The 20,132-nt window shown below is 71.2% G+C and carries 23 protein-coding genes; 7 read left to right on the top strand and 16 right to left on the bottom strand.

Translation table 11 applies throughout. The features are described from left to right. Positions 1 to 222: 222 nt before the first annotated feature. The 3 genes from RUR_RS36750 to fabG are packed head-to-tail and all read right to left on the bottom strand — an operon-like array spanning position 223 to position 1,968. The gene (locus tag RUR_RS36750; protein ID WP_428846888.1) at positions 223 to 615 is read right to left on the bottom strand and encodes a transposase; all 393 of its coding nucleotides are present in this window, start codon (positions 613 to 615) and stop codon (positions 223 to 225) included. After that, entirely contained in the window at positions 500 to 1,264 is a 765-nt protein-coding gene (gene fabI, locus RUR_RS01075) for an enoyl-ACP reductase FabI (RefSeq protein ID WP_283132921.1), read from the bottom strand. The genes RUR_RS36750 and fabI overlap by 116 nt, the downstream gene beginning before the upstream one ends. Further along, positions 1,264 to 1,968, bottom strand: coding sequence for a 3-oxoacyl-[acyl-carrier-protein] reductase (fabG, locus tag RUR_RS01070; protein WP_283132920.1), 705 nt, complete (start codon positions 1,966 to 1,968; stop codon positions 1,264 to 1,266). The genes fabI and fabG overlap by 1 nt, the downstream gene beginning before the upstream one ends. 144 nt (positions 1,969 to 2,112) lie before the next feature. Between fabG and RUR_RS01065 the strand changes: the two genes are divergently transcribed. Then, positions 2,113 to 3,612, top strand: coding sequence for a TldD/PmbA family protein (locus tag RUR_RS01065; RefSeq protein WP_283132919.1), 1,500 nt, complete (start codon positions 2,113 to 2,115; stop codon positions 3,610 to 3,612). After that, positions 3,609 to 4,991 (top strand): metallopeptidase TldD-related protein, encoded by a 1,383-nt coding sequence (locus tag RUR_RS01060; protein WP_283132918.1) that lies wholly within the window; start codon positions 3,609 to 3,611, stop codon positions 4,989 to 4,991. The genes RUR_RS01065 and RUR_RS01060 overlap by 4 nt, the downstream gene beginning before the upstream one ends. Before the next feature lie 16 nt (positions 4,992 to 5,007). On the opposite strand, the gene RUR_RS01055 is transcribed toward RUR_RS01060, so the two are convergent. Together RUR_RS01055 and RUR_RS01050 are read right to left on the bottom strand one after the other, a co-directional pair. Further along, positions 5,008 to 6,090 (bottom strand): carcinine hydrolase/isopenicillin-N N-acyltransferase family protein, encoded by a 1,083-nt coding sequence (locus tag RUR_RS01055; RefSeq protein WP_283132917.1) that lies wholly within the window; start codon positions 6,088 to 6,090, stop codon positions 5,008 to 5,010. 52 nt (positions 6,091 to 6,142) lie between these two features. Further along, on the bottom strand, positions 6,143 to 6,358 hold the full coding sequence (locus RUR_RS01050) for a dodecin (RefSeq protein WP_283132916.1): 216 nt from the start codon (positions 6,356 to 6,358) through the stop codon (positions 6,143 to 6,145). Between the two features lie 96 nt (positions 6,359 to 6,454). Between RUR_RS01050 and RUR_RS01045 the strand changes: the two genes are divergently transcribed. Next, the gene (locus RUR_RS01045; protein ID WP_283132915.1) at positions 6,455 to 6,736 is read left to right on the top strand and encodes a DUF3099 domain-containing protein; all 282 of its coding nucleotides are present in this window, start codon (positions 6,455 to 6,457) and stop codon (positions 6,734 to 6,736) included. Positions 6,737 to 6,924: 188 nt separating this feature from the next. Here RUR_RS01045 and RUR_RS01040 read toward each other — a convergent pair whose 3' ends face one another. The 7 genes from RUR_RS01040 to RUR_RS01010 all read right to left on the bottom strand — a co-directional run bounded on the left by RUR_RS01040 (position 6,925) and on the right by RUR_RS01010 (position 12,274). After that, the gene (locus RUR_RS01040; protein ID WP_283132914.1) at positions 6,925 to 7,164 is read right to left on the bottom strand and encodes a DUF6457 domain-containing protein; all 240 of its coding nucleotides are present in this window, start codon (positions 7,162 to 7,164) and stop codon (positions 6,925 to 6,927) included. Then, positions 7,148 to 7,720, bottom strand: coding sequence for a molybdenum cofactor guanylyltransferase (mobA, locus tag RUR_RS01035; protein WP_283132928.1), 573 nt, complete (start codon positions 7,718 to 7,720; stop codon positions 7,148 to 7,150). Before mobA ends, RUR_RS01040 begins: the two co-directional genes overlap by 17 nt. After that, positions 7,717 to 8,706: a GTP 3',8-cyclase MoaA gene (gene moaA, locus RUR_RS01030; RefSeq protein WP_283132913.1), complete on the bottom strand. Its 990-nt coding sequence runs from the start codon at positions 8,704 to 8,706 to the stop codon at positions 7,717 to 7,719. The genes mobA and moaA overlap by 4 nt, the downstream gene beginning before the upstream one ends. A gap of 110 nt (positions 8,707 to 8,816) precedes the next feature. Continuing rightward, complete coding sequence (locus tag RUR_RS01025; protein WP_283132912.1) at positions 8,817 to 9,167, bottom strand: DUF6355 family natural product biosynthesis protein; 351 nt, start codon at positions 9,165 to 9,167, stop codon at positions 8,817 to 8,819. A gap of 388 nt (positions 9,168 to 9,555) precedes the next feature. Next, positions 9,556 to 10,737, bottom strand: a complete 1,182-nt coding sequence (locus tag RUR_RS01020; protein ID WP_283132911.1) for an RtcB family protein — start codon at positions 10,735 to 10,737, stop codon at positions 9,556 to 9,558. Between the two features lie 70 nt (positions 10,738 to 10,807). Continuing rightward, complete coding sequence (locus RUR_RS01015; protein WP_283132910.1) at positions 10,808 to 11,125, bottom strand: helix-turn-helix domain-containing protein; 318 nt, start codon at positions 11,123 to 11,125, stop codon at positions 10,808 to 10,810. A 300-nt stretch (positions 11,126 to 11,425) separates the two neighbouring features. Then, positions 11,426 to 12,274 carry a UbiA family prenyltransferase gene (locus RUR_RS01010; RefSeq protein WP_283132909.1) on the bottom strand — a complete coding sequence of 283 codons (849 nt, stop codon included), beginning with the start codon at positions 12,272 to 12,274 and terminating at the stop codon, positions 11,426 to 11,428. A gap of 149 nt (positions 12,275 to 12,423) precedes the next feature. Here RUR_RS01010 and RUR_RS01005 point away from each other — a divergent pair, with 149 nt between their 5' ends. The 3 genes from RUR_RS01005 to RUR_RS00995 are packed head-to-tail and all read left to right on the top strand — an operon-like array spanning position 12,424 to position 15,035. After that, positions 12,424 to 13,482: a type III polyketide synthase gene (locus RUR_RS01005; protein ID WP_283132908.1), complete on the top strand. Its 1,059-nt coding sequence runs from the start codon at positions 12,424 to 12,426 to the stop codon at positions 13,480 to 13,482. Positions 13,483 to 13,488: 6 nt separating this feature from the next. Further along, positions 13,489 to 14,019, top strand: a complete 531-nt coding sequence (locus RUR_RS01000; RefSeq protein WP_283132907.1) for an isoprenylcysteine carboxyl methyltransferase family protein — start codon at positions 13,489 to 13,491, stop codon at positions 14,017 to 14,019. Further along, on the top strand, positions 14,016 to 15,035 hold the full coding sequence (locus RUR_RS00995; protein ID WP_283132906.1) for an NAD(P)/FAD-dependent oxidoreductase: 1,020 nt from the start codon (positions 14,016 to 14,018) through the stop codon (positions 15,033 to 15,035). The genes RUR_RS01000 and RUR_RS00995 overlap by 4 nt, the downstream gene beginning before the upstream one ends. Positions 15,036 to 15,116: 81 nt before the next feature. Here RUR_RS00995 and RUR_RS00990 read toward each other — a convergent pair whose 3' ends face one another. From RUR_RS00990 to RUR_RS00980, 3 genes are all read right to left on the bottom strand, one after another. Continuing rightward, positions 15,117 to 16,007, bottom strand: a complete 891-nt coding sequence (locus RUR_RS00990; RefSeq protein WP_283132905.1) for a hypothetical protein — start codon at positions 16,005 to 16,007, stop codon at positions 15,117 to 15,119. Between the two features lie 184 nt (positions 16,008 to 16,191). Continuing rightward, positions 16,192 to 16,944 (bottom strand): hypothetical protein, encoded by a 753-nt coding sequence (locus RUR_RS00985; RefSeq protein ID WP_283132904.1) that lies wholly within the window; start codon positions 16,942 to 16,944, stop codon positions 16,192 to 16,194. 139 nt (positions 16,945 to 17,083) lie between these two features. Beyond that, positions 17,084 to 17,857, bottom strand: a complete 774-nt coding sequence (locus RUR_RS00980) for a hypothetical protein (RefSeq protein WP_283132903.1) — start codon at positions 17,855 to 17,857, stop codon at positions 17,084 to 17,086. Between the two features lie 141 nt (positions 17,858 to 17,998). Here RUR_RS00980 and RUR_RS00975 point away from each other — a divergent pair, with 141 nt between their 5' ends. After that, a complete protein-coding gene (locus tag RUR_RS00975; RefSeq protein ID WP_283132902.1) occupies positions 17,999 to 18,619 on the top strand; it encodes a trimeric intracellular cation channel family protein in 621 nt (206 codons plus the stop codon). Between the two features lie 39 nt (positions 18,620 to 18,658). Here RUR_RS00975 and yczR read toward each other — a convergent pair whose 3' ends face one another. Further along, positions 18,659 to 20,092, bottom strand: coding sequence for a MocR-like transcription factor YczR (gene yczR, locus RUR_RS00970; protein WP_283132901.1), 1,434 nt, complete (start codon positions 20,090 to 20,092; stop codon positions 18,659 to 18,661). Positions 20,093 to 20,132 lie beyond the last annotated feature (40 nt).

Genomic DNA, 20,132 nt, shown 5'->3' with positions numbered 1-20,132 from the left:
TTTTTGGTGTCTACGTCAGATGGTGATCCATCTGTGACCGGACGCAGGAAACCGGACAGGTTGCCCCGAAAGTTGCTAAATTTCAGGGCATTACTCTATGAGCGGGGGCAACGACCCATGGGACTTGCCGCGCACCCCTGCCGCGTGAAAACCCGCCCCTGGCGCGTCCCCGTCACCGCACCCCGAGTGCGGAGCCGCCCGCGCTCGCCGGCGAAAGGCGGATCACCGGCCGCCGGGGTGGTCGTGGCCGTGATCGGCGTACAGGTGCCGGGACGGCCGCGCACTCCGCGGATGGGCGGGAGACGGCTGTGTGACGTCGTGGCGGTCGCCGCCGGTCACCGATGCCGCCGGTGGGGTGCCGTCCACATCCACGATCAGGTGGTGTTTGGCTCCGGGCCGTCCCCGATCGACCGGTGAGGGCCCGATATGGAGCGCGCGGATGTGCGAGCCGTCGACGGCGGCGACCTCCAGGTCGAGCGCCGTTCGCTCAGCGGCCGGGTCAGGCTCCCATCGCGTGGACGCCGCCGTCCACGTGCACGATCTCGCCGGTGGTGGCGGGGAACCAGTCCGAGAGCAGGGCCACGCAGGCGCGGGCCGCGGGGACCGGGTCGCCAAGGTCCCAGCCGAGCGGTGCCCGGGTCGTCCACATCTCCTCGAACTCCTGGAATCCGGGGATGCTCTTGGCGGCCATGGTCCGCACCGGGCCGGCCGCGACCAGGTTGACCCGGATCCCCTGCGGGCCGAGGTGCCGGGCGAGGTAGCGGGAGGTCGACTCCAGACCGGCCTTGGCCACCCCCATCCAGTCGTAGACGGGCCAGGCGACGGTCGCGTCGAAGTCGAGCCCGACGATCGAGCCGCCCTCCTTCATCAACGGGAGGCAGGCGACGGCGAGCGACTTCATGGAGTAGGTGGAGACGTGGACCGCGGTCGCCACGTCCTCCCAGGAAGTGTTGAGGAAGTTGCCGCCGAGGGCGCTCTGCGGGGCGAACGCCACCGAGTGGACCACGCCGTCGAGCCCGTCCAGGTGTTCGCCGACCCGGGTGGCGAGGGAGTTCAGATGCTCCTGGTTGGTGACGTCCAGCTCAAGCACCGGGGGCGGTTCGGGCAGCCGCTTGGCGATCCGCTCGACCAGGCTCATCCGGCCGAACCCGGTGAGGACCACCTGCGCGCCCTCCTCCTGGGCGAGCTTGGCCACGGAGAAGCCGAACGACGCGTCGGTGAGGACGCCGGTGACGAGGAGTCGCTTACCTGAAAGAAGTCCCATTAGTGTCCCATTCCCATGCCGCCGTCCACGGGGATGACGGCTCCGGTGATGTAGGCGGCGTCGTCGCTCGTCAGGAACCTGACCACCCGTGCGACCTCGTCGGCCTTGGCGTAGCGCCCGAGGGGGATGTGCCCGAGGATCCGCTCCTGCTGGGCCTGGTCCAGCTCGGCCGTCATGTCGGTCTCCACGAAGCCGGGGGTGACGACGTTGACGGTGACGTTGCGGGGCCCGAGCTCCCGGGCGAGCGACCGGCCGAACCCGATCATGCCTGCCTTGGAGGCGGCGTAGTTGGTCTGGCCGGCCGAGCCGAGCATGGCCACGACCGAGGAGATCAGGATGATCCGCCCCTTGCGCATGCGCATCATCGCCCGGGCGGCCCGCTTGGCGACGCGGTAGGCGCCGGTGAGGTTGGTGTCGAGGACCGAGGTGAAGTCGTCCTCCTTCATCATGAGGAGGAGCATGTCCTTGGTGATGCCGGCGTTGGCGACGACGATCTCGACCGGGCCGTGCTCGGCCTCCGCCTTGTCGAACGCGGCGTCCACGTCCTCGGCGCTGGTCACGTCGCACCGCACCCCGAAAAGCCCCTCCGGCGGCTCGCCGGACCGGTAGGTGACGGCGACGGAGTCGCCGGCCGCGGCCAGCTCACGGGCGATCGCCAGGCCGATCCCGCGGTTTCCCCCGGTGACCAGTGCAGAGCGGCTCATTCACAACCCCTTTCCTCGCGGTGAGGCTATCGGCTACTTGTCGGTAATCGCGTACGTGCGATCTTGCAAGTTTCATCCGGGTTCTTTGTCGGTTCCCCGCAACACACCCCAATGGTGCGGGGAACCACGCCTAGGATCACGAGTATGCGTCAGATCGACCCCGACTTTCTCGGACTGCCCCTACGATCCCTGGCGGACGCGGCCATCGGGCGCGCCCGCGAGCTCGGCGTGGAGCACGTGGACTTCCGCCTCGAACGCGTGCGCGCGGAGACCCTCCACCTCTACGACGCCCGGCCGGAGGGCTCCATCGACGCCGACGACCTCGGCTTCGCCGTACGGGTGGTGAAGGACGGCACCTGGGGGTTCGCCGCCGGCATCGAACTCACCCCCGGCGCCGCCGCGGCCGTCGCCGAGCAGGCGGTGGAGGTCGCCCGGGTCGCCGCCGCGGTGAACCGGGAGCGGATCGAGCTCGCGCCCGAGCCGGTGTACGGGGACGTCACCTGGGTCTCCGCCTACGAGGTCGACCCCTTCGACATCCCGCTCAAGGACAAGACCGCGCTGCTCACCGAATGGAGCGAGCGGCTGCTGCGGGACCGGCGGGTGGACCACGTGCAGGCCTCCCTCATGCAGGTGAAGGAGCAGAAGTTCTACGCCGACGGGGCCGGCACCGTCACCACCCAGCAGCGGGTCCGGGTCCACCCGGTCCTCAGCGCCATGCGGGTGGAGAACGACGTCTTCGACGAGATGCGCACGCTCGCCCCGCCGGTCGGCCGCGGCTACGAGTACCTCTCGGGGACGGGCTGGGACTGGGACGGCGAACTCGCCGAGATCCCCGAGCTGCTGGCCGAGAAGCTCGCCGCGCCGTCGGTTGCGGCCGGCTCCTACGACGTGGTGATCCACCCGTCCAACCTGTGGCTGACGATCCACGAGTCGATCGGCCACGCCACCGAGCTGGACCGCGCCCTCGGCTACGAGGCCGCCTACGCGGGGACCTCCTTCGCCGTGTTCGACCGCCTCGGCGAGCTGCGGTACGGCTCGAAGCCGATGAACGTCACCGGTGACCGTACGGCCGAACACGGCCTGGCCACGATCGGCTGGGACGACGAAGGCGTCCGTACCGAGACCTTCGACATCGTCAAGGACGGGATCCTCGTCGGTTACCAGCTCGACCGCAGAATGGCGCACCTCAAGGAGCTGGGCGCGTCGAACGGGTGTGCGTTCGCCGACTCCCCCGGCCACATGCCGCTTCAGCGCATGGCCAACGTCTCGCTCCGGCCGGCCCCGGACGGTCCCTCCACCGAGGAGCTGATCTCGCGGGTGGATCGGGGCGTCTACATCGTGGGCGACAAGAGCTGGTCCATCGACATGCAGCGTCACAACTTCCAGTTCACCGGGCAACGGTTCTACCGGATCAGGGACGGGCGCCTGGACGGCCAGCTGCGCGACGTCGCCTACCAGGCCGTCACCACCGACTTCTGGGGCTCCATGGAGGCCGTGGGCGGTCCGCAGACCTACGTGCTCGGCGGTGCCTTCAACTGCGGCAAGGGCCAGCCGGGCCAGGTCGCGCCGGTGAGCCACGGCTGCCCGTCCGCCCTCTTCCGCGACATCAAGATCCTTAACACCGTTCAGGAGGGCGGCCGATGACGCCGATCCACGCACCGCAGGAGGCCGTCGAGCGGGCCCTGGCACTCTCCCGCGCCGACGACTGCGTCGTCATCGCCGACGTCGGCTCCACCGCGAACCTGCGCTTCGCCGGCAACACGCTCACGACCAACGGTGTCGCCCACTCCTCCCAGCTCACGGTGATCTCGATCGTCGGCTCCGGCGTCGGGGTGATCTCCCGCTCCGGGGTCCGGGGCGATCAGCTCGCCGACCTGGTCGCCGCCGCCGACGCCGCGGCCAAGGACGCCGCACCCGCCGAGGACGTCCAGCCGCCGGTGTCCGGCATGGGCTCCTCCGCCTCCTGGGCGGAACCGGCCCTGCCGACCTCCATCGGCGTCTTCGGCACGTTCGCCCCCGCCCTCGGTGACGTGTTCGCCGACGCCGAGGCCCGGGGACGCCGGCTGTACGGCTTCGCGGAGCACTCGGTCACCACGACGTTCCTCGGCAGCTCGCGCGGGCTGCGCCTCCGCCACGACCAGCCCACCGGGCGGCTGGAGCTGAACGCCAAGTCCCCGGACATGACCCGCTCGGCCTGGACCGGGGTCGCCACCACCGACTTCCGCGACGTCGACGTCGCGGCGCTGGACGCGAGCCTGACCACCCGGCTGGAGTGGGCGTCGCGCCGGATCGACCTCCCCGCGGGCCGCTACGAGACGCTGCTCCCGCCGAGCGCCGTTGCCGACTTCATGATCTATCTGTACTGGAGCGCGGGGGCCAGGGACGCCGCCGACGGCCGTACCGCGTTCTCCCGGCCCGGCGGCGGGACCCGGGTCGGAGACCGGCTCGCGACGACGCCGGTCCGGCTGTACAGCGACCCCTGCGCCGACGGTCTGGAGTGCGCGCCTTTCACGGTGGCCCACACCTCCGGCCGGGACACCTCGGTCTTCGACAACGGCACACCGCTCGGCCCGACCGACTGGATCGCCGACGGCGAGCTGCGGGCCCTGCTCCAGACCCGGCACTCGGCCGGGCTCACCGGGCTCCCGGTCACCCCGGCGATCGACAACCTGCTCATGGAGGGCCCGGCCGGCGGCCGGTCCCTGGCGGACATGGTGGCCTCGACCGGCCGGGGGCTCCTGCTCACCTGCCTGTGGTACATGCGGGAGGTGGACCCCCAGACGATGCTCCTCACCGGGCTGACCAGGGACGGGGTCTACCTGGTGGAGAACGGGGAGGTCGTCGGCGAGGTGAACAACTTCCGCTTCAACGAGAGCCCGGTGAGCCTGCTCGGGCGCCTGGCGGAGACGGGCCGGAGCGAGCGGACCCTGCCCCGGGAGTGGAACGACTACTTCACCCGGACGGCGATGCCCTCGATCCGGATCCCCGACTTCCACATGTCCACGGTGAGCCAGGCCTCCTGATCGACGCCGCCCGGCGTCAGGGGTCGAGGTCGGCGAGTTTGAAGGTGTGCACGGTTCCGTAGCGTTTGCCCATGGCCACCCGGGCCGTGCCCCCCTTCAGGTCGTAGACGACCGACCAGCGGGTGTGATGCTGGGACACCTGCTCCAGCAGGTTCATCGCCCCCTTCCAGTCGAGTGGGCCCCGCTCCAGTCTCCGCGCCGCGAGCCCGTACCGGCGATCGGCGCGCCAGTCGGCGGGCGGGGTCTCCGCCTGGGTGAAGTTGGTGGCCGCCTGCCAGGTACCGGTACCGGGCAGCACCTTGAGCTCGCCGTCGCTGAACTCCAGGACCGCGGACTTCCCGGTCGCGTCGGCGACCAGGTAGTGGATCTTCGGCCCGCCGGCGAAGTCGACGTTGTACCGGCGGAACAGCGCGATCGCCTCGTCGACGGAGGCGGCCTGGTCGAGCATGATCCTGATGATCCGGACGCTGTTCACCGTCGGCCGAGCCGGATCCGGTGCCGGAACCCCTCCCTCGGGCACCTGGGCCATCCCGACGGCGAGCCCTTTCTCGTTCATCCCGTCGAAGGGGATGAGCACGGCGTGGGCGAGGCGGGTGCGGGTCGCGGCGTCGTCGAGGGCGAGGGCGGCGGCCGGGTCGTCGAAGAGGACCGCGAGGTGGACCAGGGAGAACGAGGAGTATCCGTCGGGGGGATCGGAGCGGACGGCCAGGACCGGGCTCCGCTGCCAGTCGAAGTTGCGGCCGTAGACCGGGGCCGCGCCGTGCGAGACGAAGAGCGAGCACGCCCAGTCCCGCGTGCTGCGTCGCAGCCGGTCGGCGGTCACCTCCCGTTCCCGGTCGTATCCGCCGTGGTAGGTCATCTCGTACAGGGGGTGGTCGTCGACCTTGCGGAATCCGGCGACCGTGGCCTTGATCTCGGCTCGGCTCTGCCGCAGCACCCCGTCCTCCCCGGCCGGCTCGGCCACCGCCGCGGAAACCGGCGGCCCGGGGTCGGACCCTTTAGGCCGCGACGGCTCGACGAAGGTCACGGCCGCGACGACCGCGGCCACGCAGGCGCCCGTCACCAGGAGCCGGCGTCGGGATGTCCCCGGGATCCCCATGGTGTGAAGTGTGATCGATCGGCCGCCGGGACGCCACCCCGCCGGAGAAAGGTCAGCTCGGCTCCTCCAGGCGGAAGCCGAGCTTCATCCCCACCTGGAAGTGGGCGATCTCCCCGTCGACGATCTGCCCTCTGATCTCGGTCACCTCGAACCAGTCCAGGTGCCGCAGGGTCTGCGAGGCCCGGCGGACGCCGTTGCGGATGGCCTGGTCGACGCTCTCCCCAGAGCTTCCGACGACTTCGGTGACGCGATAGGTCCTGTCAGTCATCCCTCCATGGTCGCACGGGCCGGGCGTGACACCGAGGGGGCCGCGGAATACCGTGGAGGTGTGAGGTTGTGGAGGCAGCGTCCGCAGGTCTACACGGTGACCGACGCGCAGCCGTCGCTCACGGAGGACATCGGACGCCGTGAACGGCGATACCTGATCCAGATGGGGATCCGAATCGTCTGCTTGTTGATGATCGTCGTGGTCGACGGCTGGCTGCGATGGGCTTTCGCCGCGGGCGCGATCTTCTTGCCGTATTTTGCCGTGATCTTTGCCAACGCGGGGCGCGAGCCAAGCAATACGCCCGATCTGTCGGTCTACACACCCCAGGAACCTGACCAAAACGAGATACCACTGCATCGACGCGAGATCGGGTCGTGACGAACTCTTGACGCATACCACGGGGACTAGGTGTACGCTTTAGATAAGCGCTCTGGTCCCCCGTCGGAGCGCTTGTGCCGGCGTTCCGGGCCCCCGTCGGAACGCCGATGAACGCGACGCCGGGTGGTTTGCCCCCGTAACCACCCGGCGTCGCCTCTATTTTCAGGTAAAAATCCGGTCAAGTTTTCTCAGCCGTGCTGCGGCTCCCGACCCCGCGCGAGATCCGTCAGCCGGTCCACCGCGTCGGTCGGCGCCGATCCCCTCCCTTGGGCCAGACCGAGCAGATAGACCGTCCACGGGGCGGCCCGCCGCTCCACCCCGTGCGCGACCTCGCGGGTCAGCTCCAGAATCTCCGCCAGATCGGCCTCGTCGGGGTCCAGGCCCAGCTCCCGGCAGACCAGGGCCGTCCACTCATCCAGCTCGTCCATGCTCTCTCCTCGCCCGCTCCACATCCTCAGGTGTGTCGCAATCGAACCAGGCAAGCCGCCCGGCCGGCGCCAGCCGTACCGGATCCAGCGGCGCGAGCAGCCCGCGCAGCGAGTCACCCCGGTACGCGGCAACCGCGGCGCCCAGCACCCCGGTCCGCCACACGCCGATCAGCCACTGTTCCCGGCCGGTGTCGTCGGTCAGGACCGCGCCGCGGGCGCTCCCCGCGGCGGCACGCAGGGCGTCGACGTGGTCCGCCGACAGAAACGGCAGGTCACCCGCGAGCAGCGCCAGCCACGGTGCATCCACGAGCGCGAGCCCCGCCGCCAGCGCGGGTACCGGCCCGCCCCCCGGAGGGTCCTCCCGCGTGTGACGCGCCCCCGGGATGCCCCGCTCCGGGCCCACCACGATCAGCCGCCGCGCGCCGGGTACGGCCGACGCGACCCGCTCGGCCAGGGACCGCCCGCCGACCGTCAGGCCGGGCTTGTCCACCCCGCCCAGCCGGCGGGCGCGGCCGCCGGCCAGGATCACCGCGTCGAAGGGCTCCACACCGCTCAGCCGCCGATCGCCGACATCGGGCGGTCGGGCTGGAGGAACGCCGGGTCGTCGATGCCGTGACCGGCCCGCTTGCGGCCGACTGCGGCGATCCACCGCGCCGCCAGCTCGTCGTCGTCGACACCCGCCCGCATCGCCCCCCGCAGGTCCGACTCCTCGGTGGCGAACAGGCAGTTGCGCACCTGCCCGTCGGCGGTGAGGCGCACCCGGTCGCAGGAACCGCAGAACGGGCGGGTCACCGAGCCGATGACCCCGACCCGGGCCGGGCCGCCGTCGACCAGGAACAGCTCGGCGGGAGCGCTGCCCCGCTCCGCCGGGTCGTCGGGCGTGAGCGTGAACGATCCGGCCAGCACCCGGTGGATCTCGTCGGCGGTGACCATGTCCTCGCGGCGCCAGCCGTGCTGGGCGTCAAGGGGCATCTGCTCGATGAACCGAAGGTCGTACCCGTGTTCCAGGCAGAACCTGAGCAGCGGTACGGCCTCGTGGTCGTTGATCCCGCGCATCAGCACCGCGTTGACCTTGACCGGGGTCAGCCCCGCCGCCGCGGCGGCCGCCAGCCCGGCCAGGACGTCCGCGAGCCGGTCCCGGTGCGCGAGCCGGACGAAGACGTCCCGGTCCAGGGTGTCCAGCGAGACGTTCACCCGATCCAGTCCCGCCTCGGCGAGCGGCGCGGCGAGCCTTTCCAGCCCGATCCCGTTGGTGGTGAGGGAGATCTCCGGGCGGGGGGAGAGCGCGGAGGTCGCCGCCACGAGGCCGGGCAGTCCCCGGCGCAGCAGCGGCTCACCCCCGGTGAAGCGCACCTCGGCGATGCCCAGCCGCCGCACGCCCAGGCTCACCAGGCGGATCACCTCGTCGTCGGTGAGCAGTTCCGGTTTGGGCAGCCAAGGGAGCCCTTCGGGCGGCATGCAGTACACGCACCGCAGGTTGCAGCGGTCGGTGAGCGACACCCGCAGGTCCGTCGCCACCCGTCCGAAGGAATCGACCAGCACCGGGGCGACCTCCAATGTCGAGGGATACTCCCCAGCGTACGGCCGGACACCGACGGATCATGACGGCGGGGAGCGGCCCCCGGGCTTTCGGGGGCCACTCCCCCCGCGGATCAGTCGACGATGAGGCAGAGGCCGTTGCGACCCGCCCACAGGATGTAGCCGGGGTTACTGGTGCTGGTGTTGTGGCCCAAGTAGGTGATGCCCGGGGGGAGACAGCGCATCACCGCCGGGTTGGCGTGGTAGGTGACCCGGACCGACTCCCAGTCCGTGGTCCGGCAGTTCTTGTAGTAGATGTACAAGCCGCCGCCACCTCCCTGCGGGGCGGCCGCGTAGACCCCGCATCTCTCGCCGACGGAGATCGGGGGGAAGGCGTAGGCCGGTCCCGCCGCGGCCACCGCCGAGGTGGCGGCCAATGCCATTCCGGCGAGGGTGAGGGCGGCCCGCTTGAGCACGGAAGCCATGGGGAGATTCCTCTCGTTCACGAGAATCCAGCGGAACCCGCGCGGATCCACGCGGTTGCGGTCATGCCGCTAGCATCCGCATTGTGCACGGCGAATTCAAGAATCACTCCGACAAATCCCCCGATTATTCGATGCTTGGCCTTCTTCCGCCAGACCGAATACTTCTTTAGGGGCGAGGTTAAACCGTTTTACCCGTCTAATTTGGAGAATTCCCAACCGCGGGGTGGACGCCGGGGAAATACGGCGGGCCGTGCACGGGGTACCCCGTGCACGGCCCGGACGGGCCCGCCATCGCGGGGCCTCGGCACGCCGCCCGTCTTCGTCGTGCCGACAAGCCACCGGTCGGCCGTGCCCCCGAATCGGCCCACCCGTCGCGACGTGCGGCCGGTCAGCCCTTGATGCAGATGACCTGCCTGAGGTGGGCGACCACCTCGACCAGGTCGGTCTGCGCCGCCATCACCGACTCCAGGTCCTTGTAGGCCCCCGGGATCTCGTCGATGACCCCGGCGTCCTTACGGCACTCGACCCCTTCGGTCTGCTCACGAAGATCCTGCAGGCTGAAGGTCTTCTTCGCTTTCGTCCGGCTCATCCGTCGCCCCGCCCCATGCGAAGCGGAGTTGAACGAACGCTCGTTTCCGAGCCCGCGGACGATGTAGGTCCCGGTAGCCATCGACCCGGGGATGATACCAAGATCTCCGCTACCCGCACGGATCGCCCCCTTACGGGTGACGAGCAACCCGACCCCGTCGTAGATCTCCTCCGCCACGTAGTTGTGGTGGCAGGAGATGTCCTCCCCGAAGAGGATCTCCGGGAAGTGCTTGATCAGAACGTTGCGTACCAGGGCCATCATGACCGCCCGGTTGCGCCGCGCGTAGTCCTGGGCCCAGAACAGGTCCCTGCGGTACGCCTCCATCTCCGGGGTGCCGGTCACGAAGACGGCGAGGTTCCGGTCGGGCAGATCCTGGTTGTGCGGCAGGTGCTTGGCCTCCCCGATGTGGTACTCGGCCAGCTCCTTGCCGATGTTGCGCGACCCCGAGTGCAGGACCACCCAGACGGCGCCGTCGTCGTCGACGCACACCTCCAGGAAGTGGTTGCCACCCCCGAGCGTCCCCATCTGGGCCTGGGCGCGCTGCCGCCGGTCCTGTACGGCCGGCGCGAGCTCGTCGAAGCCCTTCCAGAACTCCCGCCAGCCGGTCGTCTTGAGCCCGTGCAGGTCGGTGAAGTCGACCGGCCGCTTGTGCATGCCGAAGCCGACCGGGACGACCTGCTCCAGCCTGGACCGCAGGTATCCGAGGTTGTCGGGCAGCTGCTCCGCCCGGAGCGAGGTCTTCACCGCGGTCATCCCGCAGCCGATGTCCACGCCGACCGCGGCGGGGGACACCGCGTCACGCATCGCGATCACCGAGCCGACGGTGGCGCCCATCCCGTAATGCACGTCCGGCATGACCGCCAGACCATGGGTCCATGGCAGGTTCGCGACGTTACGCAACTGATCCATCGCCGCGGACTCGATCTCGGCGGGGTCCGCCCACATGCGGACCGGCGCCTTCCAATGCGTCTCGGTGAACATGACTCCATGACGCCAGAGACGACCGCCCCGGGGCAACCCATTTAGCCCTCCGCGGGTGACGCGGCGGGGGTCACGCGATGGACGCCACGACCCCGTCGTCGAAGTACACCGCCTCCTGGAGCCGACCGCCGAGCGCCTCGATGTAGCGCACCATGACCTCTCGGCCGGACACCTTGCCCTGTTCGATCTGGGACACCCGGCCCTTGGTGACGCCCATCCGCTCGGCGACTTCCCGCTGGGTGAGCCCACGGGTGCGCCGGATCTCCGCCGGCCGGTGGCCCAGCACCTCGGCGAGCAGCGCCTCCTTGCCGATCGCCGCGGCCTGCTCACCGCCCGCTCGCTCGACCTGCTCACCCCGGATGTCCCGCCACCGCGCATAGCCCGTCATCGGCGACCCCTTCCTTCAGTTGGCTCTTCTATCGCTGCTTAGCCGTACAAATCACATCTCGGTCCCAATTGTTCTATTTTCCTCGTTTATCGCGGGCAACTAGAAGAATGCCGGGTCGTCAGGGGTCAATCACGAAGCGGATCCGCACTGTTCCAGATCGCGGATCCGTCCAATTCCGTATCCGACGCCGGCATCCACCCATTCTCGGACCTCGTCGACGGGGTGGACATCCCCCAGCCGGACTCCTTGGTTCAGCGCTACCACAACTCCGACAATTCACCACACAATCAGCATCCGACGTCAGCGTGCGGTGGGTGCGGCCCCGTCGGCGAGCAGCAGGAGTACGGCGACCGCGGCCACCGCGACGGCTGCCAGGAAGGGTGCCCGGGGCGAGCGCCCGCCAAGCAGCACCCCCGCCCCGGTGAGCACGGCCGCCAGGACGAGCCCGGCCCAGCCCGTACCCTCCGGCGGTCCCGGCGGGCCGAACACCAGCAGGGCGGTCGCGGCCAGCAGGGGAAGCGGGACGGCGGCGCGGACCCGGGCGGCGCCCAGGCGCTGCGGCCAGCCCCGGACGCCCGCGGCGAGGTCCGCCGGGATGTCGGGCAGCACGTTGGCCAGGTGCGCCCCGCAGCCGAGCAGCGCCGCCGCCAGGACGACCCACCAGCGGGGCCACGGCTGCCCGGGCAGGCCGAGGGTGACGAAGACGGGCAGCGCGGCGAAGCCCACCGCGTACGGCAGCCAGGACAGCCGGGTGGCCTTCACGCCGAGGTTGTACGCCCACGCCCCGCCGACCCCGGCCAGATGGACGGCGCCCGCGAGCGGGCCCACCGCCAGCGAGAGCGGGACGCAGAGCAGGAGCGCCGCCAGGGCGGCGGCGCGCACCGTCCGGACGTCGGCCGCCCCGGTCGCGATCGGCTTGTCGGCCCGCTCGGCGGCGGCGTCCCGCGCCGCGTCGGCCGCGTCGTTGGACCAGCCCACCGAGAGCTGGCCGACGAGCACCGCGGCGGCGACGAGCGCGGTGCCCGCGGCGCCGTGCCCGGCGACCACGGCGAGCGTGGCGACGAGGACGGTCACCGCCGCGGTCGGCCCGGGATGGCAGGCCTTCACCAGGCCGGAGAGCACGGGCCCCGCGGCCGGACGCTGAAGCACGGGGACGATCGTAGGCCGTCGGCGGCCGATCGTCACGGCCCACGCGGCCGCACACCACAACGATCACGTGACGGACGCGGAATCAGGGGTGCGCATGCGTCCGGTGGGGCATGAGGGAGGTGTCAGCTGCCCGCCGGTTGGGAACGCCCATGACCCGTATCGCCGCCGTCCGCGGTGCCCTTCCCCCGAATCGCCACTCCCAAGCCGAGATCACCGACGCGTTCGCCCGTCTCTGCCTGCCCCCGGGAACCGACCGGCGGCTGCTCGACCGTCTGCACGCGAGCGCCCGCGTCCGGACCCGCAATCTGGCGCTGCCCCTGGCGGACTACGCCAAACTCGACGGCTTCGGCGCCGCCAACGACGCCTTCATCGCCACCGCGCTCGACCTCGGCACCCAGGCGGTCTCGGCCGCGCTGGAGGAGGCGGGGCTCGGTCCCCGGGACGTGGATCTGATCATGTTCACCTCGGTGACCGGCGTCGCCGCCCCCTCGATCGACGCCCGGATCGCCGGGCGGCTCGGGTTCCGCCCCGACGTGCGGCGGCTACCGATCTTCGGGCTGGGCTGCGTCGCCGGGGCCGCGGGGATCGCCCGGCTCCACGACCACCTGCTCGGCAGGCCCGGCCACGCGGCCGTCCTGCTTTCGGTGGAACTCTGCTCCCTCACCCTGCAGCGCGAGGACGTCTCCACCGCCAACCTCGTCGGGTCCGCGCTCTTCGGCGACGGGGCCACCGCCGTGGTCGCGCTCGGGGCCGAACGGGGACAGGCGGCCCCGGGCCCGGTCGTCGTCGACACGCGGAGCCGCCTGTACCCGGGCACCGAGCGGACGATGGGGTGGGACGTCGGCGACGACGGCTTCCGAATCGTGCTGGACGCCGGGATCCCCGACCTGGTCCGCACCCACCTCGCCGCGGACGTGCGCGCCTTCCTGGCCGACCACGGCCTCACCACGCGGGACGTCACCGCCTGGGTCTGCCATCCGGGCGGCCCGAAGGTCCTGGAGGCCGTCACGGAGGCCCTGGACCTGCCCGCGGACGCGCTGGAGCTGACCTGGCGCTCCCTCGCCGAGATCGGCAATCTCTCCTCCTCGTCGGTCCTGTACGTCCTGCGGGACACCCTCGCCCTGCGGCCCCCGCCGCCGGGCACCCCGGGGCTCCTGCTCGCGATGGGTCCCGGCTTCTGCTCCGAACTCGTCCTCCTCCGCTGGTAGGTGCCCATGTCGCCGTGGTATCCCGTGCTCCTCGCCCTGGTCGGGCTGGAACGCCTCGCCGAGCTGGTCGTCGCCCGGCGCAACACCGGGTGGAGCCTCGCCCGGGGCGCCCGGATCAGCGGACGGGGCCACTACCCGTGGATGGTGGCCCTGCACACCGGCCTGCTCGCCGGATGCCTGGCCGAGACGGCCCTGGCCGACCGGCCGTTCACGCCCGCGCTCGGCTGGCCGATGCTCGCCCTGGTGATCGCCGCCCAGGGGCTGCGCTGGTGGTGTGTCCGCGCGCTCGGGCCGCGCTGGAACACCCAGGTGATCGTCGTGCCGGGACTCCCCCTGGTGACCGCGGGCCCGTACCGGTATCCGTGGCTCCGGCACCCGAACTACGTCGCGGTCGCCGTCGAGGGCGCCGCGCTCCCCCTCGTGCACGGGGCCTACCTCACCGCGGTGGTCTTCACCGTGTGCAACGCCGCCCTCATGGTGGTCCGGATCCGCTGCGAGCAGACCGCCCTCGCCGCGGCGGGCACGGCTCCGGCGTGATCGACGTCCTCGTGGCGGGCGGCGGGCCCGCCGGACTCGCCACCGCGATCCACGCCGCCCTCGCCGGGATGGAGGCCGTCGTCGTCGAACCCCGGCCGGGGCCGGTCGACAAGGCGTGCGGCGAGGGCCTGATGCCGAGCGGGGCCGCCGGACTCCGGGCGATCGGCGTCGAGCCGGACGGACGGCCGCTGCGCGGGATCCGCTACCTCGACGGCCGCCGGCAGGTCCAGGCCGACTTCCGGGACGGGGCGGGGCTCGGCGTCCGCCGTACCGTCCTGCACGCCGCGCTCGCCCGCCGCGCCGCCGACCTGGGGGTCCGGACGGTCCCCGGCCGGGTGACCGGACCACGGCAGTACGCGGACCGGGTGGAGGCCGCCGGGCTGCGCGCCCGGTGGCTCGTCGCCGCCGACGGGCTGCACTCCCCGCTCCGCGCCGGCCTCGGGCTCGACCTGCCCGTCCCCGCACCCCGCCGGTACGGCCTGCGGCGGCACTACCGGACGGAGCCCTGGACCGACTTCGTGGAGGTGCACTGGGCGGCGGCCGGCGAGGCGTACGTGACCCCGGTCGGCCCCGACCTGGTCGGGGTGGCCGTGCTCAGCGCCCGGCGGCGCGGCTACCCCGAGCATCTGGCGGACTTCCCCGGGCTGCTGGACCGGCTGGGCGGGTCGGTCCCCTCCCGCGTCCTCGGGGCCGGTCCGCTCCGTCGCGGGGCCCGGACCAGGGTGGCCGGGCGGGTGCTGCTCGTCGGGGACGCGGCCGGCTACGTGGACGCGCTCACCGGGGAGGGGATCTCGCTGGCGCTCCACTCGGCCCGCGCCCTCGTCGGCTGTCTGCGGGCGGGACGGCCGGAGGGGTACGAGCGGGCGTGGCGGCGGCTCTCCCTGCTCCACCGGGTCCTCACCGGGGCGCTGCTCACCGCGCGGCGGCACCCCGCCTCGGCCCGGCTCATCGTCCCCGCGGCGCACCGCCTTCCCGTGGTGTTCCGCGCGGCGGTCAACCTGCTCGCGGGCGGCTGAACGGGGCGAAGCCCGTACCGGCACAAAAAGACGCCCGGTCCCCGCGGGCTGCGGGGACCGGGCGCCTCTCAGTGCTGTGGGTTAGTGCCGGTAGACCTTGACGTGGTCGTAGGCGACAGCGTCGTCAACCCAGCGGTGACCCTTGTAGACGGCCTTCCACGTGCCCGACTTCCACGCCGGTACCTTGGTCTGGAAGTAGCCCTTCCAGCTCGTGGTAACGGTGTCGACGTGCTGCCAACGGTGCGAACCGTCGGGCTTGAAGAAGAGCGCCACATCCTGGTTGCCGTAACCCCGCCAGCCGTGCCAGCCGCCGAAGTTGTAGACGTGGACGTTGCCGTCGACGTAGTCGTCGTCGCGGCAGCCGTCCCACTCCCAGGCGGAGTCGTCCCAGCCGTAGCGGCCGTAGCAGTCACTGACCGTCAGACGGCCGGCGAGCTTGAGCCACGACCCCTTCTTCACGGGCTCGGGCGAGGCGTCGAAGGAGAGCTTGGTCTCCCGAGGCCCCGTCGGGTGCGGGTACCGCTTGGAGACGTGCTTCACATAGAAGGACCGCCCGTCGTTGGCGACCTTCCCGTCCGCGCCACGGGCTGTGACGTTGACGTTCCACCGTCCCGCCGGGTCATTCCGATCCAGGGTCCAGGAGAACACCGACCGCTTCCAGTCCCCGTGACCCGTGGGCTTCTCGACGACGCCCCTGGGCAGGTCGGGCACCGGATCATCGCTCTTGGTGGAGAGCGGCGTGCCGCCCCCCGCCGGAGAGATGTCGGCGGACACCCGGTCGGCGCCACGCGTGTTCACGGTGACGACGACTTGAACCGAATCCCAGCCACGGATGACCACGGGGTCGGGGTTGACCGAGATGTTCCCGATGACGGGACCCGGGTCGGGCGAAGCCGTCGCCGGAGCTGCCACCCCGAGCACCGTGCCGCCCACAGCAGCCGCCACCAAACCGGTGGCGATGCGTTTCAACATGAGGATCTTCCTCTCCCCGTTGAACCAACGCGGCTCGTGAATGAGCCGCGCCTAACGTCATAGACGCTCAAGACTTGGTAAAGGTTGTCTCAAAGGTGGGCAATGTTATTAAAACGAGAGATCCGGCCCGCGCAACCGCGCGAGCCGGATCTCAACCCGTCAGATCCCGTGGATCAGCCGAAGGTCAACGCGGGATGGGGTTCCACCCGCGGACGTGGACGAAGTCGCCCACGCTGCGGGAGTCCTCGGCCTCGTCGTTGCCGTCGAAGACCGCGCGCCAGGTACCGCTCTTGGTGGCGCGGGCCTTCGCCCAGAACCGGCCGTCCCAACGGGTCTCGGTCCGGGTGATGTACTTCCAGGTGCTGGAGCCGCTGGCGCGGAAGTAGATCTCCACCTCCTGGTTCTCGTAGCCCTCCCAGCCGTGGTCGTAGGCCTGGAGGCGGCCGCTCATGTGGAGCGTCCGGTTCTTCCGAATGGGCTCGGGACCGGCGTCGAAGCCGACGATCCGGGTGTCGAGCTCCTCGTCCACCGGCTCGTGCTCGACCGTGAACCGGTGGTCGTCGGTCACCTTCTTGCCGTTGGCGTCGACCGCGGTGGCGGTGGCGATCCACCGGCCCTTGGGGTCGTTGCCGTCGAACTCGGCCGTGAACCGGAGCCAGTCACCGTGCCGACGCCACCGGCTCTCCTCGTGCGACTGAATGGTGTACACGCCGTCCGGCTTGACCGAAACCTCGACGTCCTTGTAGCCCTTGGCGAGCACGTCGATCGAGACATAGGTGGTCTTGTTCCCCTTGACGACCACCGGATCCGGCTGAACCCGCACGATATCCACACTGACCGGGACGGGCGTACGCTCCGCCATGGCCGGTAGGGAGCCGGCGATGACCGACCCGCCTACCGCGGCAGCCGTCAGGCCGACAGCGAGGCGTTTGAACATGAGGGTGTTCCTCTCCCCGTAGACACACACACGGCCCGGGCGGGCCGCGTCTACGTAAGAGACGACCTAAACCTCAGAAAAGTTGCTAAATCGGGAAAAAAATCTTACTTTTGGTTTGCCTGGATGTGGTTGACGCAGGTCAGCGCGTCTTCACCGCGTCCCCTTCACTGATCTCCATCGCGTACTCCACCGTCCCGGGGAAGACCGCGCGCCAGGTCCCGTCCTCGATCGGCCGCAACGTCACCGTGAAACGGCCGTCACGCTCGGTGACCGCCGAGGCGACCCGCTCCCAGGTCTCACCCCCGTGCTCCCGGAACTCGATGTAGACGCGCTGACCGCCCCAGTTCACGTACCCGCCGTGCACCGACGGCTCCAGCCGGGTGAGCCTTCCCCGCAGCGTCAGCTGGCCGTTCCGCCGGACCGGCTCCGGATCCGCGGAGAAACCCGTGATCCCGGCGTTGCGCTTCAGCCAGAAGTGCACGCTCCGGGTCGCCGACGTCCCCGCGTCGTCCGTGGCGGTCACCGTCACCGTCCAGCGGCCCGGCGGATACCGCTTGTCCAGGGCCTTGGCCGGGAGAAACCGCCACGTCTGCCACTCCCCGCTCGACCGCCGCCCCGTCCGGGACGGCGACGAGGAGACCACCGGCGTCGCCTGCACCGTCGGCCTCGGCGTCGGCCTCGGTGCCGGGGACGCTTTGCCGCGCCGATCCGGCTCCACGGTGATCTTCACCCCTTTCTCCGTCACCCCTCGTGCCACGACCTCGACCACCACCCGCACCGAGCCCCCGTCGTAGACCACCGGCGTATCCGGCCGCACCGTCACCGACCTGATCTCCGGGCCGGTCTCCGCCGCTGCGTGCGCGGGAGCCGCGAACGCCACCGACGCCGCCACCACCATCACGATGTCCTTCACCCTTGTCCCCCTCCTTCGACGTTGATCACGACGCTAGAAGCGGCTCCGCAATGGACCGGCCATCGACACCTCACAGAACGCCATTCCCTCCCCAAGCCGCAGGCGCGCGCCGTACCGGGCGCGGAAGGATAATCTCGGCGCGTGATCGCATCCGCCGTCCTCGACCTCGTCGGCATCTTCGTCTTCGCCATCTCGGGTGCCCTGCTCGGGGTGCGCAAGCGGCTGGACGTCGTCGGGATGGCCGTCCTCGCCGAGATCACCGCTCTCGGCGGCGGAATCCTGCGCGACCTCGTCATCGGCGCGGTCCCCCCGGCCGCCTTCACCGACATCGGCTACGTCGTGGTGCCGTTGATCGCCGCCGGCATCGCCTTCTTCTGGCACCCGCACGTCACCCGGCTCATGCCGGCCGTCCTGGTGTTCGACGCGGCGGGGCTCGGCCTGTTCGCCGCGAGCGGCACGCTGAAGGCCCTCACCTTCGGACTCGGGCCGGTCCACGCGATGATCGTCGGCGTCTGCACGGCCGTCGGCGGCGGAATCCTGCGGGACGTGCTCGCGGGCGAGGTGCCGAACGTCCTGTACGACCGGCAGCTGTACATCCTGCCCGCGCTGCTCAGCGCGGTCGCGGTGACGATCGCCTTCCGCCTCGGCGCCTACGGCTTCCCGCTCACCCTCGGGGCCGCGCTCCTCGGCTTCGCGCTCCGGCTGGCCGCCATGCGGTACGGCTGGCGCGCCCCGATCGCCCGCGGCCTCGACAAGACCTGAGGACCGCCCGCTCCGGACGCCGTACGGCCCGGTGGGAGATCACACGGTTGGGCTGAGTGAGCGGGGCGGGGTGAACGGTCCCATGGCGTGGGCACTCGCGATTCGCCGTACCGCGTCGGCGAGCACCGCGGGGGGCTGGGTGAAGGGCAGCCGCAGATAGCGCTCGAGCGTCCCCTCCACACCGAACCAGTGACCCGGCGTCAGCCGTACCCCGCGCAGGGCCGCCTCCTCGGCGACCTGGGTCGCCACCGGGCCGTCGAGCCGCACCCACAGGAACCCGCCGCCGCTCGGCGTGCGGAAGCTCCAGCCGGGGAGCTCGGTGCGGAGGGCCTCGGTGAGGGTGTCCCGGGAGGCGCGCAGGGCCGGGATGCGCTCGGCCTTGGACTCGGCCATCCGGGCGAACAGCCGGGCCACGACGAGCTGCTCGAACAGCGGGCTCGCGATGTCGACCACGGCGCGATGGTCGGCGATCCTCCGGATCATCGCCGCGGTGGCCCGGATCCACCCGATGCGCATACCGCCCCACCACAGTTTGGCGGCCGAGCCGATGGAGATCACCCGGCCGTCGTGGTCGAAACAGGCCAGCGGGGTCGCCGTCGCGCCGGCGTCGATGCCGCATTCCACCCAGGACTCGTCGACCAGCAGGGTGGTGTCGTGCCGCCGGGCCAGGGCGACCAGCGCGGCCCGGTCCGCGTCGTCCATGAGGAGGCCGGTGGGGTTGTGGAAGTCGGGGATCAGGTAGGCGAGCCGGACCGCGGCCTGCCGGATCGCGCTGCCCAGCAGGTCGAGCGACCAGCCGTCGTCGCCGACCCCGACGGGAACGATCCGCGCGCCCCGATGGCGGATCATGTCGAAGACGTGCGGGTAGGTGGGCGACTCCACCAGGACCGGGTCCCCCGGGCCGGCCAGCAGGTTCATCAGCAGGGTGACGGCCTGCTGGGCGCCTGAGGTGACGATGATCTGGTCGGGCCGGGTGGCGAGCCCGCGTTCGGTGTACCGGGACGCGACGGCCTCGCGGAGCGCCGGCACCCCCAGCGGCTCAAGGCCGATGCCGGGCTCGTACTCGGCGTGGTCGGCGAACGCCTCGGCCATCGCCGTGCGCAGGATCGCGGGGGCGGGCGGCGCGGCGGCCTGCAACTGGATCAGGGAGTCGTCGGCCGGGACCGCCCAGGGGCCGGCACCCGGCGCCACGACGGCGGGGAGCGCGGTCCAGCTCCCCGATCCCTGCCGGCTCTCGATGTGCCCGCCCTCCCGGAGCCGGTCGTAGGCGGCGGTGACGGTGGTGCGGCTGACGCCGAGGGCCTCGGCGAGATGCCGCTCGGCGGGGAGTCTGACGTGCAGCGGGAGCCGCCCGTCCATGATCAGAGCGCGTACGGCGTCGGCGAGGGCGCGATAGTACGGTCTCGCCTCCGCGTTGATCGAGGTCAGGCGCGCGAGCTGGGCGGCGCTGATCGATCGTTGCCCACCATTCATCAGGCCACTTTCGTCAATTGGCTCTTTAATCCCAGACCAT

Source organism: Rhizohabitans arisaemae (assembly GCF_025996515.1).
Lineage (GTDB): Bacteria > Actinomycetota > Actinomycetes > Streptosporangiales > Streptosporangiaceae > Rhizohabitans > Rhizohabitans arisaemae.
The sequence above is the reverse complement of the archived record's forward strand: the minus strand, read 5'-3'. Positions and strand labels throughout refer to the sequence as shown.